Below are 21,022 nucleotides of genomic sequence, written 5' to 3' on the forward strand. Positions count from 1 at the left end.
CTCGGCGGCGGCATGGGCCTGTCCGCCTCGCTCGCCGCGCTGCGCCGGATCACCGGCGACCTGACCGCCGTCGTCACCGTGGCCGACGACGGCGGTTCCAGCGGCCGGCTGCGGGACGAGCTGGGCGTGCTGCCGCCCGGCGACCTGCGCAAGGCGCTGGCCGCGCTGTGCGGCGACGACGAGTGGGGCCAGACCTGGGCCCGAGTCATCCAGCACCGCTTCCAGTCCCAGGGCGACCTGCATGAGCACGCGGTCGGCAATCTGCTGATCGTCGCCCTGTGGGAGCAGCTCGGCGACCATGTGCAGGCCCTGGACCTGGTCGGCAAGCTGCTCGGCGCGCACGGGCGCGTGCTGCCCATGTCCGCCGTACCGCTGGAGCTGCAGGCCCTGGTCAAGGGCCACGACCCGGAGCGCCCGGAGGAGGTGGACACGGTACGCGGGCAGGCCACGGTCGCGCTCACGCCCGGCGAGGTGCAGTCGGTGCATCTCGTGCCGAACGACCCGCCGGCCGTGCCCGAGGCCGTGGCGGCGGTCCTGGACGCGGACTGGGTGGTGCTCGGCCCCGGCTCCTGGTTCTCCTCGGTGATCCCGCACCTGCTCGTCCCCGAGCTGCTGGACGCCCTGACCGAGACCAAGGCGCGCAAGGTGCTGTCGCTGAATCTCGCCCCGCAGCCGGGAGAAACCGAGGGCTTCTCCCCGCAGCGTCATTTGGAGGTTTTGGGGCGACACGCCCCTAAACTCGCCCTGGACGTGGTGCTGGCCGACGAGGCCGCCGTGCCCGACCGCGACTCGCTCACCGAGGCCGCCAAACGGCTGGGAGCCGCGGTCGAGCTGGCCCCGGTGGCCCGGACCGACGGCAGTCCCCGGCACGACCCGGAGCTGTTGGCCGCCGCGTACGACCGTATTTTTCGGATGCATGGAAGGATCGGCCCATGGCGATGACGGCAGCGGTGAAGGACGAGATCTCCCGGCTCCCCGTCACCCGGACCTGCTGCAGGAAGGCGGAGGTCTCCGCCATTCTGCGGTTCGCCGGCGGCCTTCATCTGGTGAGCGGGCGCATCGTGATCGAGGCGGAGCTGGACACCGCGATGGCGGCCCGCCGGCTCAAGCGGGACATCCTGGAGATCTTCGGACACAGCTCCGAGCTGATCGTGATGGCGCCCGGCGGACTGCGCCGCGGCTCGCGGTACGTCGTCCGGGTGGTCGCCGGCGGTGACCAGCTGGCCCGCCAGACGGGTCTGGTCGACGGCAGGGGCCGCCCGATCCGGGGGCTGCCCCCGCAGGTGGTCTCCGGGGCCACCTGTGACGCGGAGGCGGCTTGGCGCGGGGCCTTTCTGGCGCACGGTTCGCTGACCGAGCCCGGCCGTTCCTCCTCGCTGGAGGTGACCTGCCCGGGGCCCGAGGCCGCGCTCGCGCTGGTCGGCGCCGCCCGCCGGCTGTCGATCGCCGCGAAGGCCCGTGAGGTGCGGGGCGTGGACCGGGTGGTGGTCCGGGACGGTGACGCGATCGGCGCCCTGCTGACCCGGCTCGGCGCGCACGAGTCCGTGCTGGCCTGGGAGGAGCGCCGGATGCGCCGTGAGGTGCGGGCCACGGCCAACCGGCTCGCCAACTTCGACGACGCCAACCTGCGCCGTTCGGCCCGCGCAGCCGTGGCCGCGGGTGCCCGCGTGCAGCGAGCCCTGGAGATCCTGGGCGAGGAGGTTCCCGAGCACCTCGCCGCCGCGGGCCGGCTGCGCATGGAGCACAAGCAGGCCTCCCTGGAGGAACTGGGCGCGCTCGCCGACCCGCCGCTGACCAAGGACGCGGTCGCGGGCCGTATCCGCCGGCTGCTCGCGATGGCCGACAAGCGCGCCGCCGACCTGGGCATCCCGGGCACGGAGGCCAATCTCACGGAGGAGCTGGCCGACAACCTGGCCGGCTGACCGGACGTAGGTCAACAAGCCGGTGCTGGGCCCCGGTCGGGGCTTCGGCACCGGCGTTCGCGCACCTGACGAACCCTCATTTGCCTGGCCATGTGGCGCCCTTGACTCGATCATGGACTGACATGAACCTGGCATCTGTTCGCCGCTGTGGCGGACCACCGCTAGGGGGGTTCATGAGACACAGAGCGAGATCGATCCTCGCTGTCGGCGCGCTCCTGATCGGCGGAGCGACCCTGGCACCCGTAGCCCAGGCACAGAGCGGAAGTCCGGCGAAGTCCGACCCTGACCAGGTCAAGGTCTTCCGTGCCGATGTCACCAAGGAGCAGATACCGCTGCTTCTCAAGGCCGGCCAGGACGGTGACGAGCTCGGCGAGCAGGTCACCCGAGGCGGAAAGTCCGAGGTCGAGGTCTACCTCACCGACCGGCAGGCCGCGAAGCTCCGCGAGCAGGGCGTCGACCTCACCGAGCACACCGTCTCGGCCAAGGCGCAGGCGCGCATCGCGAAAGCGTCCCAAGGCGTGTTCCGCCCGTACAGCGGCACCGGCGGGCTGAAACAGGAGATTCTCGACACCGCTGAGGCCAACCCCGGTCTCACCAAGGTCGAATCGATCGGAAAGACGATCAACGGTCAGGACATCCTCGCGCTCAAACTGACCAAGAACGCGCGGAAGTCGGACGACGGCTCCAAGCCGTCCGTGCTGTACCTGTCCAACCAGCACGCGCGCGAGTGGATCACGCCGGAGATGACCCGGCGCCTGATGCACTACTACCTGGACCACTACCGCAACGACAGCCGCATCCGGAAGGTTGTCGACTCGACGGAACTGTGGTTCGTGATCTCGGCCAACCCCGACGGCTACGACTACACGTTCAAGAACTCCGGCACCCGCCTGTGGCGCAAGAACCTGCGGGACGTCAACGGCGACGGTGTCATCGGCACGGGTGACGGCGTCGACCTCAACCGCAACTTCCCCTACAAGTGGGGCTACGACGACGAGGGTTCGTCCCCCAACCCCACCAGCGAGACCTACCGCGGCGCGAGCCCCGCCTCCGAGCCCGAGACCAGGGCGCTGGACGCCTTCGAGAAACGCGTCGGGTTCACGTACGCCGTCAACTATCACTCCGCCGCCGAACTCCTCCTCTACGGCGTCGGCTGGCAGGTCGCCACGCCCACCCCGGACGACGTCCTCTACAAGGCGCTCGCCGGCACCCCGGACAATCCGGCCATCCCCGGCTACCGTTCGCAGCTCTCCTCGGAGCTGTACACCACCAACGGCGAGGCGGACGGGCACGCCTCGAACGTCAACGGCATCGCCATGTTCACCCCCGAGATGTCGACCTGCCAGACCGCGTCGAACGTCGATCCCAACGACGCGTGGAAGCCCGAGGACTGCCCGTCGGTCTTCAGCTTCCCCGACGACGAGAAGCTGATCCAGCAGGAGTTCGCCAAGAACATCCCGTTCGCGCTCTCCGTCGCCGAGACCGCCGTACACCCGGACAGGCCGGTCTCCTCCGTCGGGCTGAGCGCCGCCGACTTCACGCCGGCCGCATTCTCCACGTCGTACTCCGATGGCGCGGACCAGGAGGTCTCCGTCGTCGTCCGCAAGGCGATCCGCGACAAGGAGCTGAAGTACCGCGTCAACGGCGGCCGCGTCCTCGACCAGACGCTCAGGCCCTGGAAGGGCGGAAAGACCTACGGCGGCAAGGACGACCTGTACTTCGACGAGTACCGGGCCAAGGTGCGTGACGGCGAGCCGGGCGACAAGGTCGAGGTGTGGTTCACCGGCGAGACGAACAGCGGCAAGAAGGTCTCCAGCTCGCACTTCACGTACACGGTCGCCGAGCGGCCCAGGGCCGACACGCTCGTCGTCGCCGAGGAGGGCACCGCGGCCACGCAGGCGCAGACGTACGTGGACGCCGTCCGGGCGGCCGGGCATCGGGCGATCGTGTGGGACGTCGCGACACAGGGCGCCCCGGACGCGCTCGGCGTGTTGAAGCACTTCCGGACCGTGGTGCACTACTCCGGCGCGAACGGCCCCGGTAACGCCACCCAACTGCAGCTGCGCGCCTATCTGAACGAGGGCGGCAGGCTGGTCGAGGCCGGTGAACTGGCCGGCGGCAGCGTCGACCTCGGCGGCGGCACCCTCTCGGACGACTTCAGCCAGTACTACCTGGGCGCCTACAGCCGTACATCGACCAAGGGAGCCACCGGGTTCACCGGCTCCGGAGCCCTCGACGGCTACACCGGCGCCCTCGGTGACGCGTCCGGTGGCCCGCTGGACCAGGCCGGCACCTACGGCGTCACCTCAGACGCGCTGCCGGTCGCCACGTACCCGCAGTTCAAGAGCGCGGGCGCGGGCCGGTTCGCCGGGACCGTCAATCCCTACGTGCCGTATTCCGGCTCGTACATGGCCGCCGCCGTGCACACCGACGACGCCTACAAGCGTCTCACCCGCACCATCGACCTCACCGGCGTCAGCGCCACCGACAAGCCGACCCTGAGCGCCCGGCTGCTGTGGGACACCGAGCCGGGCTACGACCATGCGGTGATCGAGGCGCACACTGTGGGCGCTGACGACTGGACGACCCTGCCGGAGGCCGGGGGCGCCACCAGGACGGCCGTACCGGCGGACTGCGGGCAGGGGTTCCTGATCGGCGAACATCCATGGCTGAAGCACTATCTGACGCTCGACGGCAACGCCTGCACCGCGAGCGGCACGACCGGCTCCTGGAACAGCCTCACCGGCAGCTCCGGCGGCTGGCGGCAGGTCGCCTTCGCCTTGAGCGCCTACGCCGGCAAGTCCGTCGAGGTGTCGATCAGCTACATCACCGACCCGGGCACGGGCGGCCATGGTGTCCTCGCCGACGACGCCTCGCTCGTCGTCGGCGGCACGGCCAAGGAGACCGAGGGCTTCGAGTCGTCCCTCGGGGCCTGGCACGTGCCCGGACCGCCCCCGGGCAGTCCGGCAGTCCTGAAGGACTGGTCGCGCTTCGGGACGCTGTTCCAGACGTACGGAGCGGTCACCACGGACGACACCGTGCTGCTCGGTTTCGGTCTGGAACAGGTGTCGTCGGCGGCCGATCGGGCAGCACTGCTGAGGAAGGCGTTCACCACGCTCGGCGGGTGAGGGCCGCCACATTGACAGATCCCGCTCGCCTTGTTCCAACAGGTGAGCGGGAGCCCTCTCAACGGTGCGCAAACACGCCCCTCATCGGCCCCTGATCAAGTGAGCCGACCCGCTCACGAACGAGTGAAGGGGGCGCAAAAACCGCCCGACATTCCGTACCAAATACGGGTGAATCCACTGTCGATCCGGGATGGTCCGTACCCCTACTGGCGGGTACGGACCGCCTGCCCGTGTATGGGCCATCTCGATGTCACCCCGGGGCCCGCAGAGAGGTAGGGTCGGTGGTGGTCGGGGACATCCCAAACAGAGCTCGCCGGCACCGCATGGCCGGCGTACCAACGAGGAGATCGGTTCGTGACGATCCGCGTAGGCATCAACGGCTTCGGCCGCATCGGTCGTAACTACTTCCGCGCGCTGCTGGAGCAGGGAGCGGACATCGAGGTTGTGGCTGTCAACGACCTGGGTGACACCGCCACCACGGCCCACCTGCTGAAGTACGACACGATCCTGGGTCGCCTCAAGCAGGAGGTCTCCCACACCGCCGACACCATCACCGTGGACGGCCACACCATCAAGGTGCTCTCCGAGCGCAACCCGGCCGACATCCCCTGGGGCGAGCTGGGCGTCGACATCGTCATCGAGTCGACCGGCATCTTCACCAAGCGCGAGGACGCCGCCAAGCACCTCGCCGGCGGCGCCAAGAAGGTCCTCATCTCGGCTCCGGCCAAGGACGAGGACATCACCATCGTGATGGGCGTCAACCAGGACAAGTACGACGCGGCGAACCACCACGTCATCTCCAACGCCTCCTGCACCACCAACTGTGTGGCGCCGATGGCCAAGGTCCTGGACGAGAACTTCGGCATCGTCAAGGGTCTGATGACCACGGTGCACGCGTACACGAACGACCAGCGCATCCTGGACTTCCCGCACAAGGACCTGCGCCGCGCCCGTGCCGCCGCCGAGAACATCATCCCGACCACCACCGGTGCCGCCAAGGCCACCGCCCTGGTCCTGCCGCAGCTCAAGGGCAAGCTGGACGGCATCGCCATGCGCGTCCCGGTCCCGACCGGCTCGGTCACCGACCTGGTCGTCGAGCTCGGCCGCGAGGTCACCAAGGAAGAGGTCAACGCCGCCTTCCAGAAGGCCGCCGAGGGCGAGCTGAAGGGCCTCCTGGACTACACCGAGGACCCGATCGTCTCCTCCGACATCGTCAACGCCCCGGCGTCCTGCACCTTCGACTCCTCCCTGACCATGGTCCAGGAGGGCAAGAACGTGAAGGTCATCGGCTGGTACGACAATGAGTGGGGCTACTCCAACCGCCTCGTGGACCTCACGGTCTTCGTCGGCAACCAGCTCTGATCGTCGAAGATCGCAGCAGCAAGACCTTGAAGTGAGAGCAGGGCTCGGGCAGCGCAGCGTCGCGCTGTCCGAGCCCTGCTCTCACGTACGGACCACGTCCTTTTACGATCAGGTGCACCACGAGCCCTCCTTTGGAGTCCACTCAATGAAGACGATCGACGAACTTCTCGCCGACGGCGTGAGCGGCAAGCGGGTCTTCGTCCGCGCCGACCTCAACGTGCCGCTGGCCGACGGGACGATCACCGACGACGGCCGCATCCGTGCCGTCCTGCCCACCGTCAAGGCCCTCGCCGAGGCCGGCGCCAAGGTGGTCGTCGCCTCGCACCTGGGACGCCCCAAGGGCGCCCCGGACCCCGCCTTCTCGCTGCTGCCCGCCGCCGAGCGCCTCGGTGAACTCCTCGGCGCCCCGGTCGCCTTCGCCCAGGACACCGTCGGCCCGGCCGCCCACGACGCCGTGGACGGCCTCCAGCCCGGCCAGGTCGCGGTCATCGAGAACCTGCGCTTCAACGCCGGCGAGACTTCGAAGGACGACACCGAGCGTGCCGAGTTCGCCGACCGGCTGGCCGCGCTCGCCGACGTCTACGTCGGTGACGGCTTCGGCGCCGTGCACCGCAAGCACGCCTCCGTCTACGACCTGCCGAAGAAGCTGCCGCACTACGCCGGCTACCTCATCGCCACCGAGGTCGGCGTGCTGAAGAAGCTCACCGAGGACGTCAAGCGCCCCTACGTCGTCGCGCTCGGCGGCGCCAAGGTCTCCGACAAGCTCGCCGTCATCGACGCGCTGCTGGGGAAGGCCGACCGCCTGCTCATCGGCGGCGGCATGGCCTACACCTTCCTCAAGGCCAAGGGCTACGAGGTCGGCATCTCCCTCCTGCAGGAGGACCAGATCCCGGCCGTCACGGAGTACATGCAGCGCGCCGAGAAGCAGGGCGTCGAGCTGGTGCTCCCCGTCGACGTCCTGGTCTCCCGGGAGTTCCCGGACCTGAAGACCAAGGCGCCGGCCGACTACACCGTGGTCGACGCGGACAAGATCCCCGCCGACCAGGAGGGCCTGGACATCGGCCCGAAGACCCGGGAGCTGTACGCCTCGAAGCTCACCGACGCCGCGACCGTCTTCTGGAACGGTCCCATGGGCGTCTTCGAGCACCCCGACTACGCGGGGGGCACCAAGGCGGTAGCCCAGGCCCTCCTCGACTCGGACGGCTTCACCGTCGTCGGCGGCGGTGACTCCGCCGCGGCCGTGCGTACGCTCGGCTTCGACGAGAATGCATTCGGCCACATCTCGACCGGTGGCGGCGCCTCCCTCGAACACCTCGAGGGCAAGACGCTCCCCGGCCTCGCCGCACTGGAGGACTGACCCCGCATGACCACTCGTACGCCTCTGATGGCGGGCAACTGGAAGATGAACCTCAACCACCTAGAGGCCATCGCACACGTCCAGAAGCTCGCCTTCGCCCTGGCCGACAAGGACTACGAGGCCGTCGAGGTCGCCGTCCTGCCGCCCTTCACCGACCTGCGCTCCGTGCAGACCCTGGTCGACGGCGACAAGCTCAAGATCAAGTACGGCGCCCAGGACCTCTCGGCGCACGACTCCGGCGCCTACACCGGTGAGATCTCCGGTCCGATGCTGGCCAAGCTCAAGTGCACCTACGTGGTCATCGGCCACTCCGAGCGCCGCCAGTACCACGAGGAGACCGACGAGCTGATCAACGCCAAGGTCAAGGCCGCCTACAAGCACGGTCTGACCCCGATCCTGTGCGTCGGCGAGGAGCTGGACGTCCGCGAGGCGGGCAACCACGTCACGCATACCCTCGCCCAGCTCGAGGGCGGTCTGAAGGACCTCCCGGCCGAGCAGGCCGAGACCGTCGTGATCGCCTACGAGCCCGTATGGGCGATCGGCACCGGCAAGGTCTGCGGCTCCGAGGACGCCCAGGAGGTCTGCGCCGCCATCCGTGCCAAGCTCGCCGAGCTGTACTCGCAGGACGTGGCCGACAAGGTCCGCATCCAGTACGGCGGCTCCGTGAAGTCGGGCAACGTCGCCGAGATCATGGCCCAGGCCGACATCGACGGCGCCCTGGTCGGCGGTGCCTCGCTGGACGCCGACGAGTTCGTCAAGATCGTGCGTTTCCGCGATCAGTAGCACGGGCTGTGAGTAGGCGGTAGCGGCGATACGTCGTACCCTTGCGGGGGCACAGCCGAGGTGCCGTGCCCCCGTCGTCCATCCGAATCCGAGGAAGTTGGTCCAGCCGTGGTTTTGGGGTTCTCGATCGCCCTGATCGTCTTCAGCCTGCTGCTGATGCTGCTGGTGCTGATGCACAAGGGAAAGGGCGGCGGCCTCTCCGACATGTTCGGTGGCGGCATGCAGTCCTCCGTCGGCGGCTCCTCGGTCGCCGAGCGCAACCTCGACCGGATCACCATCGTGGTCGGCCTGCTGTGGTTCGCGTGCATCATCGTCCTCGGCATCCTGATGAAGACGAACAGCTGACATACAGATGAATCGCGGACATTCCGCGCAGCGGTATATATCACGCATATTCGGTACGTAAGGCCCCATGTTCGGTACGCGCTCCTGAGCGCGGCCTATCATGGGGCTTGCGTCTGGGTGTGGGGGTTGTAACTCCAATGACTGGACGCGCGTTGGGCCTTACGTAGACTGAGGCGCTCGCGGCGAAGCGAAACGCCGACTCGCTTCGCGGCACCATCACGCAGGGAGTTACGACCGTGGCAAGTGGCAACGCGATCCGGGGAAGCCGGGTCGGAGCGGGGCCGATGGGCGAGGCCGAGCGCGGCGAGTCCGCGCCGCGGCTGCGCATCTCCTTCTGGTGCTCCAACGGGCATGAGACCCAGCCGAGCTTCGCCAGCGACGCACAGGTGCCCGAGACCTGGGACTGCCCGCGCTGCGGCTTCCCGGCCGGCCAGGACCGGGACAACCCGCCGGACCCGCCGCGCACCGAGCCGTACAAGACGCACCTCGCGTATGTGCGGGAGCGGCGCAGCGACGCGGACGGTGAGGCGATCCTCGCCGAGGCGCTCGCCAAACTGCGGGGCGAGATCTAGGACTTGACACCGGCCGGGTACCTGCGGGTGCCTGGCCGGAGCGGTATCCGCGCCGCGAGCCCGGCCGATTGTCAGTGGCGACCTCTACGGTTTTCGTGAAGGCGAGAACCGTGAGGGGGAGTTGTGACGGCGGTCGAGACGGGGGAGGCCGAGCCGGGGGGCAGGCGTGCGCCCGCGTGGCGCGGCGGATTCGGGCGGCTGTGGAGCGCCGCCGTGCTGTCCAGCTTCGGTGACGCGCTGCGTGGGGCCGCGCTGCCCCTGCTCGCCTCCTCGCTCACCGACCGTCCCCTGCTCATCGCCTCCGTGACCGCCTGTGGCTATCTGCCCTGGATCGTCTTCGGGCTGCTCGGCGGAGCGGTGGCGGACCGGGTGGACCAGCGGCGCGCGATGGGGGCCGTGGACGCGGTACGAGGAATGCTCGTCGCCGCCTTCGCGGTGGCCGTCGCCCTCGGCCACGCCTCGATCGCCCTGCTCATCACGCTGGCCTTCACGCTGACCACGCTCCAGACGCTGTTCGACAACGCCTCCACGGCACTGTTGCCCGCCCTGGTGGACCGACCGGCGCTCGGCAGTGCCAACGCCCGGCTGATGACCGGACAGAAGATCGCCGGCGGCCTGATGGGGGCGCCCGTCGTGCCGGTGCTGATCGCCGTCGGGGCTGCCGTCCCCTTCGCGGCCGACGCCATCACCTTCCTGGTGGCCGCCGCGCTGGTCGCCTCCCTGCGGACCGGCGCACCCGAACGTACGGCGAGACGGGCGGGCAGCACCCTGCGCCGGGAGATCGCCGCCGGGCTGCGCATCCTGGGGCGCGACCGGGCCCTGCGCGGGCTGTGCGCCGCCACGGCCCTGTGCAACGTCGGCATGGGCGCGCTGATCGCCACCCTGGTGGTCCTGGTGACCGGCTGGCTGGACGCGGGCACGGCCGGGTATGCGGCGGTGACCACCGCCTACACCGCCGGCGGGCTGACCGGCGGAGTGCTGAACCGGTGGGTCGCGGCGGCTCTCGGCCCGCTGCGGACCGTCCTGCTCGCCGGCACCGTGCAGACCGGCGCGCTGATGGTCATGGGCACCGTGCGCAGTCTGGCCGCCGCGGTGGCTGCGCTCGCCGTCTTCGGCTGCATGGGCATGCTGTGGAACGTCAACACGACGACGCTGATGCAGCAGCGGGCCCCCGCCGACATGCTCGGCCGGGTCAGCTCCGCATTCCGCACCCTCGCCGTCGCCGGGGCCCCGCTGGGCGCCCTGCTCGGCGGAGCCGTGGCCACGGCCTGGGGCCCGGGCACCCCGGCACTGCTCACGGCCGCCTTCTTCGTCCTGTCCGTCACCTCGCTGATACCGGCCCGCAAGCCGGACGTACCTGTTGTTGCCCGCGCGGACGACGTCACGACGGCTCATGGCCCGCGGTGATCAATTAGGTTGGAACAGCTGGGACAGGCACGAAAGAAGGCGGAAGTCGGAAATGAACGCAGACGGCCGGACCAGGCTCAACCAGACGCCCGAATGGACCGCTCTCGCCAAGCATCGGGAGGAGCTGGCCGACACTCATCTGAGGGAACTGTTCGCCGCCGATCCCGGGCGCGCCGAGGGGTACGCGCTCCAGGTCGGCGATCTGTACATCGACTACTCGAAGCACCTGGTCACCGACGAGACGCTGCGGCTGCTGCGCGAGCTGGCCGCCGCCACGGACGTGTTCGGGCTCCGGGACGCCATGTTCCGCGGCGAGAAGATCAACGTCACCGAGAACCGTGCGGTGCTGCACACCGCGCTGCGCGCCCCGCGCGAGGCGGTGATCGAGGTCGACGGCGAGAACGTCGTCCCGAAGGTGCACGCCGTGCTCGACAAGATGGCCGGCTTCGCCGACCGCGTCCGTTCCGGCGCCTGGACCGGCCACACCGGCAAGCGCATCAAGAACGTGATCAACGTCGGCATCGGCGGCTCCGACCTGGGCCCCGCGATGGCCTACGAGGTGCTGCGCAGCTTCACCGACCGCGCCCTCATGGTCCGCTTCGTGTCCAACGTGGACGGCGCCGACCTGCATGAGGCCACCCGCGACCTGGACCCGGCCGAGACGCTGTTCATCATCGCCTCCAAGACCTTCACCACGATCGAGACGATCACCAACGCCACCTCCGCCCGCACCTGGCTGCTGGACGCGCTCGGTGACGAGGCCGCGGTGGCCAAGCACTTCGTCGCCCTGTCGACCAACGCCGAGAAGGTCGCCGAGTTCGGCATCGACCCGGACAACATGTTCGAGTTCTGGGACTGGGTCGGCGGCCGGTACTCGTACGACTCCGCGATCGGGCTGTCCCTGATGATCGCGATCGGACCCGGCCGTTTCCGCGAGATGCTCGACGGCTTCCGGCTGGTCGACGACCACTTCCGCACCGCGCCCGCCGAGGCCAACGCGCCTTTGCTCCTGGGCCTGCTGGGCATCTGGTACGGCAACTTCCACGACGCCCAGTCGCACGCCGTCCTGCCGTACAGCCACTATCTGTCGAGGTTCACCGCCTACCTCCAGCAGCTGGACATGGAGTCCAACGGCAAGTACGTGGCGCGGGACGGCAGGCAGGTGGACTGGCAGACCGGGCCGGTCGTCTGGGGCACGCCGGGCACCAACGGGCAGCACGCCTACTACCAGTTGATCCACCAGGGCACCAAGCTGATCCCGGCGGACTTCATCGGCTTCGCCGAGCCGGTGGCCGAGCTGAGCGGTGAACTGAAGGCACAGCACGACCTGTTGATGGCCAACTTCTTCGCCCAGACCCAGGCGCTGGCCTTCGGCAAGTCCGCCGAGGAGGTCCGCGCGGAGGGGGTGCCGGAGGAGCTGGTCACGCACAAGACCTTCCAGGGCAACCGGCCGACGACGACCGTCCTCGCGAAGGAACTCACCCCGTCGGTCCTCGGCCAGCTGATCGCCCTCTACGAACACAAGGTGTTCGTGCAGGGCGCGGTGTGGAACATCGACTCCTTCGATCAGTGGGGCGTCGAACTCGGCAAGGTCCTCGCCAAGCGCGTGGAGCCCGCCCTGACCGAGGGCGCGGAGGTGCCCGGACTGGACGCGTCGAGCAAGGTGCTGGTCGCCAAGTACCGCCGGATGCGCGGCCGGAACTGACCACCGCGAACCGGTAGCCGGTAGCCAGGAGTCGGGCGCCGCCCCGGTCGGGGACGCGGGGCATCGGGCGAGGCAGACCGCCCGGTGTCCCGGGGCGGCTCCCTGCTGATCACCTCGATGGGGCGCCCGGCTCAAGCGGGGATACGGGATATGGCTGCCCGACCACCCGGGGCTGCACCCCGCGCAGAGGGTGACCATGACCAACCTCCGCTCTCCATACGGGCGTTGAGCCAGGCGGGGGTGTGTTCGGTGTCGGTCAGGCCACCGCGCTGAGTGTGTCCGCGAGTCGTTTGCGGGCGGCTCGGCCCGCGGGCAGGGCGGACAGCAGCGCGGCACCGAGGACCGCGGTCAGCCCGACCGACAGGAGCAGCATCGGCGACGGCGACTGGGCGATGCCGGCGCCGATGCCGCTGGAGCCGCCCTGGGCGTCGATCAGCCGGCGGGCCAGCGGCAGACCCAGGGCCGTAGCGGCGAGGGCCGCGGCGAGGGCCGTACAGCTCGTCGCCGTGACGGTGATCGCGGTGATCTGCCGCGGGGACATGCCGATCGCCTTCAGTGCCAGCACGTCCCGTTCGCCCTCGCGGACACTGCCGCCGATGGCGGTGAGCAGCTCGACCAGCCCGATCAGGGCCAGTACGGCGATCAGCCCGGCGACGACAGCGCGCAGCGGGGACAGGCCGTCGGCCGGGTTCGTCACCGCGTGCACGTCGAGGTGGCCGCGGCCGGCTCGGCTCAGTGCCCCGGCCACCTGCCGCGGGTCGGCGCCGGGGCGCAGACGCAGTTCGTAGAAGGCGGTGGTCAGCTGGGGGTCGTTCGCGCGGAGGGTGTCCAGGGAGGTGGTCGCGACCCGGCCGGCGTTCTGCGGTTCGATGCTGCGGCCCACGATGTGCAGGATCTGCGGCCGGTCGCCCACCGTCATGCGCACCCAGTCGCCGACCCGGGCGTGCAGCAGGTCCAGCAGGCCCTGGCCGGCCACCGCCTCGTCCGGTCCGCGTGCGGCGCGGCCCTCGGCGAGGGCATAGGGGTAGGACTCGGCGCGGGTGCCGACGCCTCGCAGGGCGATGGTGCCGGTCTGGCCGGGGACCAGCGCGGCGACCTCGACCCCGGGATAGGCGGCGGCGACCCGGTGCTCACCGGTCAGCAGGGCCCGTACGCCGGACGCGTCCAGGGCGCCGTCGGAGCGGACCGTGAGGGCCGTGGGCAGGCCCATGCGTTCCGGGTCGCTGTGAAAGCGGTCGATCGTGGTCCAGGCGCTGAGCGCCACCACGATCAGCAGCAACGGCAGCGTCAGCCGGGCCACGGTGGCCAGCGATCGGCCGCGCCCCGCGCACGCCTTGTGGACACCGAGGACCAGCGGGGCCGGCAGCCGCAGTCCGAGCGCCCGCCGGGCCGGCCCGGTCAGCCGGCCGCCGGCTGGTGCGGCCGGACGCGGCACCGGAACCGGCGGCACCCGCCCGGCCCGCCAGGCCGCGAGCCCCGTGGTCAAGCCGATGAACAGCACCGTGCCCAAGGGCACCGCCAACAGCGCCACGGTGTGCCCGGGCAGCCCCTGCCACACGCCCACGGCGTCGCCGAGCCGGCCGGGGATCCGGCTGCCCAGGGCCTCGGTGAGCGCCGCGGCGGCCACCGAGCCGAGCAGCGCGTACGCCAGATGCTGGAGCAGAAAGATCCGGACGACCTGGCCCGGTGTGAAACCGATCGCCTTCAGCACCGAGAGATCCCGCAGATGCCCCCGGATACGGGTGGCGATCGCCCCGTGCACGGCGAACCCCGCCGCGATCAGCGCGCCGAGGCCGAACAGGCCGAGCACCTGGCCCAGCAGCCGGTTGTCGCCCTGCGCCGCGGAGCGCGCCTGCTGCCAGGTGGAGACCTCGCCGACCGCGCCGGAGCCCAGCACCGTGACGGCACGCTGCACGGTGTAGTCCGTGTCGGCCGGGTCGTCCAGCCGCAGCCCGATGACTTGGCCGCCGGGAGCGCGTACGGCGGACGGCAGGGCCCATACCAGCCCCGGCTGCTCGCCCGGGCTGTAGTGGGGCTCGGCACTGTCCGCGATGCCCTCGACGGTCAGGGTGCGGGCGGTACCGGGCAGCGTGAGGGTGTCCCCGGGCTCGGCCAGCAGGGCCCGGGCCAGGCTGCTCTCCAGCACCACGCCGTCCGGTTCGGCCGTGTCCAGCCAGTGCCCGGCGGTGAGCAGCGGCCGGCCCACGGGGGGCAGGCGAGGGGTGCCGCGCAGCTCGACGGAGGCGCGGGTGCCGCGTACGGCGACGGTGGCGGACTCGGTGCGGTAGGGGCCGGCCACCGAGGCGACGCCGTCCAGCTCGGCCAGCCCGCGCGGGTCGGCGGACGGCACGGTGTGGATCCACACATGCGCGCCGCGGGCCTGGGTGAAGATCCGCTGCCAGGGGTTGGTGGCGTACCCGAACAGGGCGGTGGCCAGCAGCAGCGAGGCGACGATCCCGGCGGTGGCCAGCACGAGGAACAGCGCCTCACCACGATGCGTCCGCAGATCGGAGTGCGCCCACCGCAGGCTGCCCCGTACGCCGGATCCCATGCCCAGCGGACCCCTTGCCATCAGTCCCTCAGCTCCAGCACGCCCGAGATCCCCGCCTTCCGGGACGCGGGCGCGCCGTCCAGCGGCGCGTCGTCGGCTATACGGCCGTCGAAGAAGCTGATCACGCGGTCGGCGGCGCTCGCCAGCCGGGCGTCATGCGTGACCAGCACGATCGTCTGGCCGCGTCCGTGGAAGCGGGACAGCAGCCGCGTCACCTCGCGTGTGCCCTTGCTGTCCAGGCTCCCGGCGGGCTCGTCGGCCAGCAGCAGCGGGGGATGGTTGACCAGCGCCCGGGCGAGCGCGACCCGCTGCTGCTCGCCGCCGGACAGCTCGCCCGGCATGCTGCGCTCCTTGCCCGTGAGCCCCAGCTCGGCCAGCAGTTCCTCGCGCTCGGCACGGGCCTGCTTCGGCGGGACACCGGCGAGCAGGGCGGGCAGCTCGACGTTGTCGGCGACGGACAGGTTCGACACCAGGTTGAAGAACTGGAACACGATCCCGATGGCCCTGCGGCGCTCCACCGCCCAGCGTGCCTCGCTGAAGGAGTCCGTGCACCGCCCGTCGAGCCAGATGCTGCCCTCGTCCGGGCGCTGCAGCCCGCCGAGGAGATGCAGCAGCGTGGACTTGCCGGCGCCCGACGGGCCGGTGATCGCCACGAACTCGCCGCGCGCCACGGAGAGATCGACTCCGCGCACGGCACGCGCGGGCGCGCCCTCGCCGTGGTGGGTCTTCACCAGTCCCTCGGCGCGCAGCACGGGAGTGCCCTCGGCCCGCACCGGAGTGCCCTCGGCCGGCACCTCAGCGCCCTCGGCCCGCGGAACCGGAGTACCGTCCTCGCTCATTCCAGTTCCTCCTGGCACCGTTCCAGCCAGTCGAGGTCGGCCTGCAGATGCAGCATCGCGCCCTCGATGAGCAGATGGGCGATGCGGTTGTCCCGGTTCTCGGCCGCGGCCAGCTTCGACAGATTGCGCATGGTGGTGAGGTACTGGCGCCGCTGCTTGTTGATGAGGGCGATCTGGTCGGCGAGACCGGTCTGCGGGGCCAGGGCGAGCTTCATGAAGAACTCGTCCCGCACCCGCGGCTCGTCCTCGGTCTCCTCGAACCAGGCGTGCAGCGCCTCCCGCCCGGCGTCGGTGAGGTGGTAGACCTTCTTGTTGGGTCGGCTGGACTGCTCGACGTCCTCGCCCTCGATCAGTCCCGACTTCTCGAGGCGGCCGAGGGTGACGTAGATCTGGCCGACGTTCGGCTGAGGGTACGCGGAGCCCAGCAGTTGCTCAAGGTCCTGCTTCAGCTCATAGCCGTGGGCCGGGCCGCGGGCGAGGAGTGCCAGGAGGGCAAGGCGCACTCGTGCTGTCCTCCTGTCTGCTCACAATGTGCTCCAGGCCCTAGTATCGCCCATACCTAACGGGTATACATGGCCTCTGACTCCCGGCGAGGATGCCGCAGTCGTGTGTACGTGTTCAGGGAGGAACCTATGCGGTGGATACGCGCCGCTGGTAGGGGGCCCCGGATACGCGCCGCCGGCCGGGCCCTTCTCGTCCTCGCCGTGCTCATGACCGGGTACGTCGCCTCCGGTGCGCGGGCGGGAGAAAGCGACGGCTCCGGCCGTGGCCCGCTCACCCTGGCCACCGCCGGCGATCTCACCGGCTATCTCGGCCCGCTGCTCCAGGGCTGGAACCGCACCCACCCCGGCGAGAAGGTCACCCTGGTCGAGCTGCCGGACTCCGCCGACGAGACCCATGCGCAGATGACCACCGATCTGCGCGGCGGCGACCGCGGCCGGTTCGACGTCCTCAACATCGACGTCAACTGGACCTCGGAGTTCGCGGCGGCCGGCTGGATACGGCCGCTCCCGAGCGAGCGATTCCCGCTCGGCACCTTCCTGCCGCCGGTCGTGAACACGGCCACCTATGAGGGACGGCTGTACGCGGTCCCGTACGTCACGAATGCCGGACTTCTCCTGTATCGCAGGGACATCCTCGCCAAGGAGGGCGTACCCCCGCCGCGCACCTGGGCCGAGCTGGAGCACGACGCGAAGACCATCGCGCCGAAGTACGGACTCGGCGGCTACGCGGGCCAGTTCCTGCCCTACGAGGGGCTCACCGTGAACGCCGCCGAGGCCGTCTACTCGGCGGGCGGCTCGATCCTCGGCGACGAGGGCACCCGGGTCACCGTCGACTCGGCGGCCGCCCGCGAGGGCATCGGCTTCCTCGCCCGCGGCATCCGCGAGGGCTGGATCCCGAAGGCGGCGCTGACGTACAAGGAAGAGGAGTCCAAGCGGGCCTTCCAGGACGGCAGGCTGCTCTTCCTGCGCAACTGGCCCTACGCCTATGCCGTCGCCTCCGCCAAGGGCTCCAAGGTCGCCGGGAAGATCGGCGCCGTACCGCTGCCCGGACCCGACGGGCCGGGCACCAGTGTGCTCGGCGGCTCCAACCTCGCCGTCAACTCCCATGCCCGGCACCCCGATTCGGCCGCGCGCCTGATCGCCTACCTCACCAGCGCGCCCGTTCAGCGCCAGGTGCTCACCCGGGGCGCGCTGCCACCGGTACGCGCCGCGCTCTACGAAGACCCCGCGCTGGTACGCCGCTTCCCCTACCTTCCCACCCTGCGCACCGCCGTGCTCACCGCTGCCCCGCGCCCCAAGAGTGCGCACTACGACCAGGTCAGCCTGGTGGTGCAGGCGATCGTGCACGATGCGCTGACCGGGCACGAGACACCCGCGGCGGCGGTGCGCCGACTGGCCCGGGAGCTGGCGGCTGTCTCCCGCCGCTAGTTACTTGTTAGGTAACGCGTACGTCTCATCTGTTGTGAAAATGCCCCGGTAAGTCCGTATTTGGCACCCCAACTCACCAGTAGCTACTGTTCTTTTCATTGACACCCTCGCGATACGCCTACCTAACATGCATGCATGTTGAGTAAGCACCACTGGTGGCGCGACGCGGTGATCTACCAGGTGTACGTCCGCAGCTTCCTGGACAGCACCGGCGACGGCGTCGGCGATCTGGCCGGCGTCCGGGCCGGGCTGCCGTACCTGAAGAAGCTCGGTGTCGACGGCATCTGGCTGAGCCCGTTCTACCCCTCGCCGCAGCACGACCACGGCTACGACGTCGCCGACTACTGCGGAGTCGACCCGCTCTTCGGCGACCTCGCCGAGTTCGACCTGCTGATGGCGGCCGCCCGGCGGCTCGGCATCAAGGTGCTGCTCGACATCGTCCCCAACCACTGCTCCAGCGCGCACCCGTGGTTCCGCGAGGCCCTGGACAGCGCGCCCGGCAGCCCGGCCCGCGCCCGCTTCCACTTCGCCGACGGCTGCGGCCCCGACGGCGCCGAGCCGCCCAACAACTGGCACGCCATGTTCGGCGGTCCGGCCTGGACCAGAGTCAGCGACGGCCAGTGGTACCTGCACATGTTCACGCCCGAGCAGCCCGACTGGAACTGGCGCGACCCCGAGGTCGCCGCCGAGTTCGACCGCGTGCTGCGCTTCTGGCTCGACCGGGGCGTCGACGGCTTCCGCATCGACGTCGCCGCAGGCCTCTACAAGCACCCCGAACTGCCCGACTCCGACGACCCGGAGGCCGACGCCCGCACCCGCGACTCGGTCAACCCGCTCGCCTGGAACCAGCCCGAGGTGCACGAGGTGTGGCGCTGGTGGCGCGCCGTGTGCGAGGAGTACACCGCCCGCGACGGCCGCGAACGGCTCCTCGTCGGCGAGGTATCCGTCCCCACCGCCCGCGAACACGCCCTGTACGTCCGCCCTGACGAACTCCACCAGGCCTTCTTCTTCGACCTGCTCGGCGCCCCCTGGGACGCCGACGCCTTCCGCAAGGTCATCTCCGAGGCCATGCAGGACATCGCCGGCACGGGCTCGACCGTCACCTGGGTCCTCAACAACCACGACCAGGTCCGCACCGTCACCCGCTACGGCGAACCCGCCACCGAAGGCAGCGGCCTCGGCGCCGCCCGTGCCCGGGCCGCCGCGCTGCTGATGCTGGCGCTGCCCGGTGCCGCGTACATCTACCAGGGCGAGGAGCTGGGCCTGCCCGAGGTCGTCGACCTGCCCGACGACGTGCTCACCGACCCGATATTCCGCCGCACCGGCAGCCGCGCCCGCATCCGCGACGGCTGCCGGGTGCCGCTGCCCTGGTCCGGGCAGGCCTCCCCGTTCGGCTTCACCTCCGGCGCGGAGTCCGCCAAACCGTGGCTGCCACAGCCCGAGTACTTCGCCGAGTACGCCACCGACCGCGCCGTCACCGACACCCGCTCCTTCTGGCACCTGTACCGCGACGGCCTCCAACTGCGCGCCTCGCTGCCCCAGTTGGGCGAGGGCACGCTCCACTGGCTGGACACCCCGCCCGGTGTCCTCGCCTTCACCCGCGGCGACGGCCTGGTCTGCGCCGTCAACTTCGGTACGGCCCCCACACCCGCACCGGTCTCCGGCACCCCGCTGCTCTCCAGCGGCCCCTGCCCGGCCGGAGTCCTGCCCGGCGCCACGGCGGCCTGGTGGCTCAACGACCTGTGATCAACCACCTCCTGAAGGGACATCGATGATGATGCGACGCCGTACCACCCTGCTCACCGGCTGTACCGCCCTGACCCTCGCCCTCGCCGCCACCGCCTGCGGCGGCGGACCCGTCTCGGCCGGCGGCGGTGACAAGTCGCTCAGCGGCCAGACCGTCACCGTGGCCGGCGTCTGGTCCGGCAGCGAGCAGAAGAACTTCCAGAAGGTGCTGGACGCCTTCACCGCGAAGACCGGCGCCAAGACCCAGTTCGTCTCCACCGGCGACAACGTCTCCACCGTCGTCGGCAGCAAGATCGAGGGCGGCAACGCACCCGACGTCGTGATGGTCCCGCAGGTCGGCGTCCTCGACCAGTTCGCGAAGAAGGGCTGGCTCAAGCCGCTCTCGCCGACCGCCCAGCAGACGATCACCGCCGACTACGCGCCCGTGTGGAAGAAGTACGGCAGCGTCGACGGCACCCTGTACGGCCTGTACTTCAAGGCCGCCCACAAGTCGACCGTCTGGTACAGCCCCAACGCCCTCACCCAGGCCGGGGTCAAGCCCCCGAAGACGTACGACGAGATGCTGAAGGCCGGGCACACCGTCTCCGACTCCGGGCTCGCCGCCTTCGCCGTCGCCGGTGAGGACGGCTGGACCCTGACCGACTGGTTCGAGAACATCTACCTCTCCCAGGCCGGACCCGAGAAGTACGACGCCCTCGCCACCCACAAGCTGAAGTGGACCGACCCGAGCGTGGTCACGGCGCTCACCACCCTCGGCAAGCTGTTCAAGGACAAGCAGCTCATCGCGGGCGGCCAGAAGGAGGCCCTGAACACCGACTTCCCGGGCTCGGTGGAGAAGGTGTTCGGGCCCAAGCCCGAGGCCGGCATGGTCTACGAGGGCGACTTCGTGGCCGGGGTCGCGCACGACCAGTTCGGGAAGACCATCGGCAAGGACGCGAACTTCTTCCCGTTCCCGGCGGTCGACGGCGGCACGGCACCCGTGGTCAGCGGCGGTGACGCGGCGGTCGTCCTCAAGGACGGCAAGAACGCCGGGGCCGGCATGAAGCTCCTGGAGTACCTGGCCACCCCCGAGGCCGCGGCCGTCTGGGCCAAGGCGGGCGGCTTCCTGTCCCCGAACAAGAAGCTCGACCTCGCCTCCTACGCCGACGACGTCACCCGCGCCACCGCCAAGTCCCTGGTCGGCGCCGGGGATTCGGTCCGCTTCGACATGTCCGACCAGGCCCCGGCGGCCTTCGGCGGCACCAAGGGGGCGGGGGAGTGGAAGCTCCTCCAGGACTTCCTGCGCGACCCGTCGGACCCGAAGGGCACCGCGGCACAGCTGGAGTCCGCCGCGGCCAAGGCCTACCAGGGCTGAGCGACCATGACCGCCACCGC

General features: G+C 70.4%; 16 protein-coding genes. 13 read left to right on the forward strand and 3 right to left on the reverse strand.

Annotated elements, in window-relative coordinates; genetic code table 11:
- The 10 genes from M878_RS81600 to pgi form a co-directional block, all read left to right on the forward strand.
- On the forward strand, positions 1-942 hold a 942-nt coding region (locus tag M878_RS81600; RefSeq protein ID WP_023551592.1), incomplete at its 5' end, for a gluconeogenesis factor YvcK family protein.
- The gene (whiA, locus tag M878_RS81605; RefSeq protein ID WP_023551593.1) at positions 933-1,922 is read left to right on the forward strand and encodes a DNA-binding protein WhiA; all 990 of its coding nucleotides are present in this window, start codon (positions 933-935) and stop codon (positions 1,920-1,922) included. The genes M878_RS81600 and whiA, both read left to right, overlap by 10 nt.
- Positions 1,923-2,095: 173 nt before the next feature.
- A complete protein-coding gene (locus tag M878_RS81610; RefSeq protein WP_023551594.1) occupies positions 2,096-5,050 on the forward strand; it encodes a M14 family metallopeptidase in 2,955 nt (984 codons plus the stop codon).
- 354 nt (positions 5,051-5,404) lie between these two features.
- Complete coding sequence (gene gap / locus M878_RS81615; RefSeq protein WP_023551595.1) at positions 5,405-6,412, forward strand: type I glyceraldehyde-3-phosphate dehydrogenase; 1,008 nt, start codon at positions 5,405-5,407, stop codon at positions 6,410-6,412.
- A gap of 145 nt (positions 6,413-6,557) precedes the next feature.
- Entirely contained in the window at positions 6,558-7,769 is a 1,212-nt protein-coding gene (locus M878_RS81620) for a phosphoglycerate kinase (protein WP_023551596.1), read from the forward strand.
- 6 nt (positions 7,770-7,775) lie between these two features.
- On the forward strand, positions 7,776-8,552 hold the full coding sequence (gene tpiA, locus M878_RS81625) for a triose-phosphate isomerase (RefSeq protein ID WP_031226466.1): 777 nt from the start codon (positions 7,776-7,778) through the stop codon (positions 8,550-8,552).
- A 114-nt stretch (positions 8,553-8,666) separates the two neighbouring features.
- Positions 8,667-8,897: a preprotein translocase subunit SecG gene (gene secG, locus M878_RS81630; protein WP_023551598.1), complete on the forward strand. Its 231-nt coding sequence runs from the start codon at positions 8,667-8,669 to the stop codon at positions 8,895-8,897.
- 236 nt (positions 8,898-9,133) lie between these two features.
- Positions 9,134-9,469, forward strand: coding sequence for an RNA polymerase-binding protein RbpA (locus M878_RS81635; protein WP_003976875.1), 336 nt, complete (start codon positions 9,134-9,136; stop codon positions 9,467-9,469).
- A gap of 123 nt (positions 9,470-9,592) precedes the next feature.
- Positions 9,593-10,876 carry an MFS transporter gene (locus M878_RS81640; RefSeq protein WP_023551599.1) on the forward strand — a complete coding sequence of 428 codons (1,284 nt, stop codon included), beginning with the start codon at positions 9,593-9,595 and terminating at the stop codon, positions 10,874-10,876.
- A 52-nt stretch (positions 10,877-10,928) separates the two neighbouring features.
- A complete protein-coding gene (gene pgi / locus M878_RS81645) occupies positions 10,929-12,581 on the forward strand; it encodes a glucose-6-phosphate isomerase (RefSeq protein WP_023551600.1) in 1,653 nt (550 codons plus the stop codon).
- Positions 12,582-12,837: 256 nt separating this feature from the next.
- On the opposite strand, the gene M878_RS81650 is transcribed toward pgi, so the two are convergent.
- Genes M878_RS81650 through M878_RS81660 form a run of 3 tightly spaced genes read right to left on the reverse strand, consistent with a single transcriptional unit; the run spans position 12,838 to position 16,474 of the window.
- Positions 12,838-15,132 carry an ABC transporter permease gene (locus M878_RS81650; RefSeq protein ID WP_023551601.1) on the reverse strand — a complete coding sequence of 765 codons (2,295 nt, stop codon included), beginning with the start codon at positions 15,130-15,132 and terminating at the stop codon, positions 12,838-12,840.
- A gap of 20 nt (positions 15,133-15,152) precedes the next feature.
- Positions 15,153-15,971, reverse strand: a complete 819-nt coding sequence (locus M878_RS81655; protein WP_023551602.1) for an ABC transporter ATP-binding protein — start codon at positions 15,969-15,971, stop codon at positions 15,153-15,155.
- Positions 15,968-16,474 (reverse strand): PadR family transcriptional regulator, encoded by a 507-nt coding sequence (locus tag M878_RS81660; protein WP_023551603.1) that lies wholly within the window; start codon positions 16,472-16,474, stop codon positions 15,968-15,970. The genes M878_RS81655 and M878_RS81660 overlap by 4 nt, the downstream gene beginning before the upstream one ends.
- A 129-nt stretch (positions 16,475-16,603) precedes the next feature.
- Between M878_RS81660 and M878_RS81665 the strand changes: the two genes are divergently transcribed.
- From M878_RS81665 to M878_RS81675, 3 genes are all read left to right on the forward strand, one after another.
- Positions 16,604-17,902: an ABC transporter substrate-binding protein gene (locus M878_RS81665; protein WP_023551604.1), complete on the forward strand. Its 1,299-nt coding sequence runs from the start codon at positions 16,604-16,606 to the stop codon at positions 17,900-17,902.
- A gap of 135 nt (positions 17,903-18,037) precedes the next feature.
- Positions 18,038-19,648 carry a glycoside hydrolase family 13 protein gene (locus M878_RS81670; protein ID WP_031226471.1) on the forward strand — a complete coding sequence of 537 codons (1,611 nt, stop codon included), beginning with the start codon at positions 18,038-18,040 and terminating at the stop codon, positions 19,646-19,648.
- A gap of 28 nt (positions 19,649-19,676) precedes the next feature.
- Positions 19,677-21,002 carry an ABC transporter substrate-binding protein gene (locus tag M878_RS81675; protein ID WP_031226473.1) on the forward strand — a complete coding sequence of 442 codons (1,326 nt, stop codon included), beginning with the start codon at positions 19,677-19,679 and terminating at the stop codon, positions 21,000-21,002.
- The last annotated feature ends 20 nt before the right edge of the window (positions 21,003-21,022 follow it).

This window comes from Streptomyces roseochromogenus subsp. oscitans DS 12.976 (assembly GCF_000497445.1).
In the GTDB taxonomy this organism is placed as follows: Bacteria; Actinomycetota; Actinomycetes; order Streptomycetales; family Streptomycetaceae; genus Streptomyces; species Streptomyces oscitans.

Coding starts and splice junctions, on each gene's coding strand:
- M878_RS81620 (WP_023551596.1), top strand. CDS start 6,558: ATGAAGACGATCGACGAACTTCTCGCCGACGGCGTGAGCGGCAAGCGG.
- pgi (WP_023551600.1), top strand. CDS start 10,929: ATGAACGCAGACGGCCGGACCAGGCTCAACCAGACGCCCGAATGGACC.
- whiA (WP_023551593.1), top strand. CDS start 933: ATGGCGATGACGGCAGCGGTGAAGGACGAGATCTCCCGGCTCCCCGTC.
- M878_RS81670 (WP_031226471.1), top strand. CDS start 18,038: ATGTTGAGTAAGCACCACTGGTGGCGCGACGCGGTGATCTACCAGGTG.
- M878_RS81665 (WP_023551604.1), top strand. CDS start 16,604: ATGCGGTGGATACGCGCCGCTGGTAGGGGGCCCCGGATACGCGCCGCC.
- M878_RS81675 (WP_031226473.1), top strand. CDS start 19,677: ATGATGCGACGCCGTACCACCCTGCTCACCGGCTGTACCGCCCTGACC.
- M878_RS81650 (WP_023551601.1), bottom strand. CDS start 15,132: ATGGGATCCGGCGTACGGGGCAGCCTGCGGTGGGCGCACTCCGATCTG.
- M878_RS81655 (WP_023551602.1), bottom strand. CDS start 15,971: ATGAGCGAGGACGGTACTCCGGTTCCGCGGGCCGAGGGCGCTGAGGTG.
- M878_RS81610 (WP_023551594.1), top strand. CDS start 2,096: ATGAGACACAGAGCGAGATCGATCCTCGCTGTCGGCGCGCTCCTGATC.
- tpiA (WP_031226466.1), top strand. CDS start 7,776: ATGACCACTCGTACGCCTCTGATGGCGGGCAACTGGAAGATGAACCTC.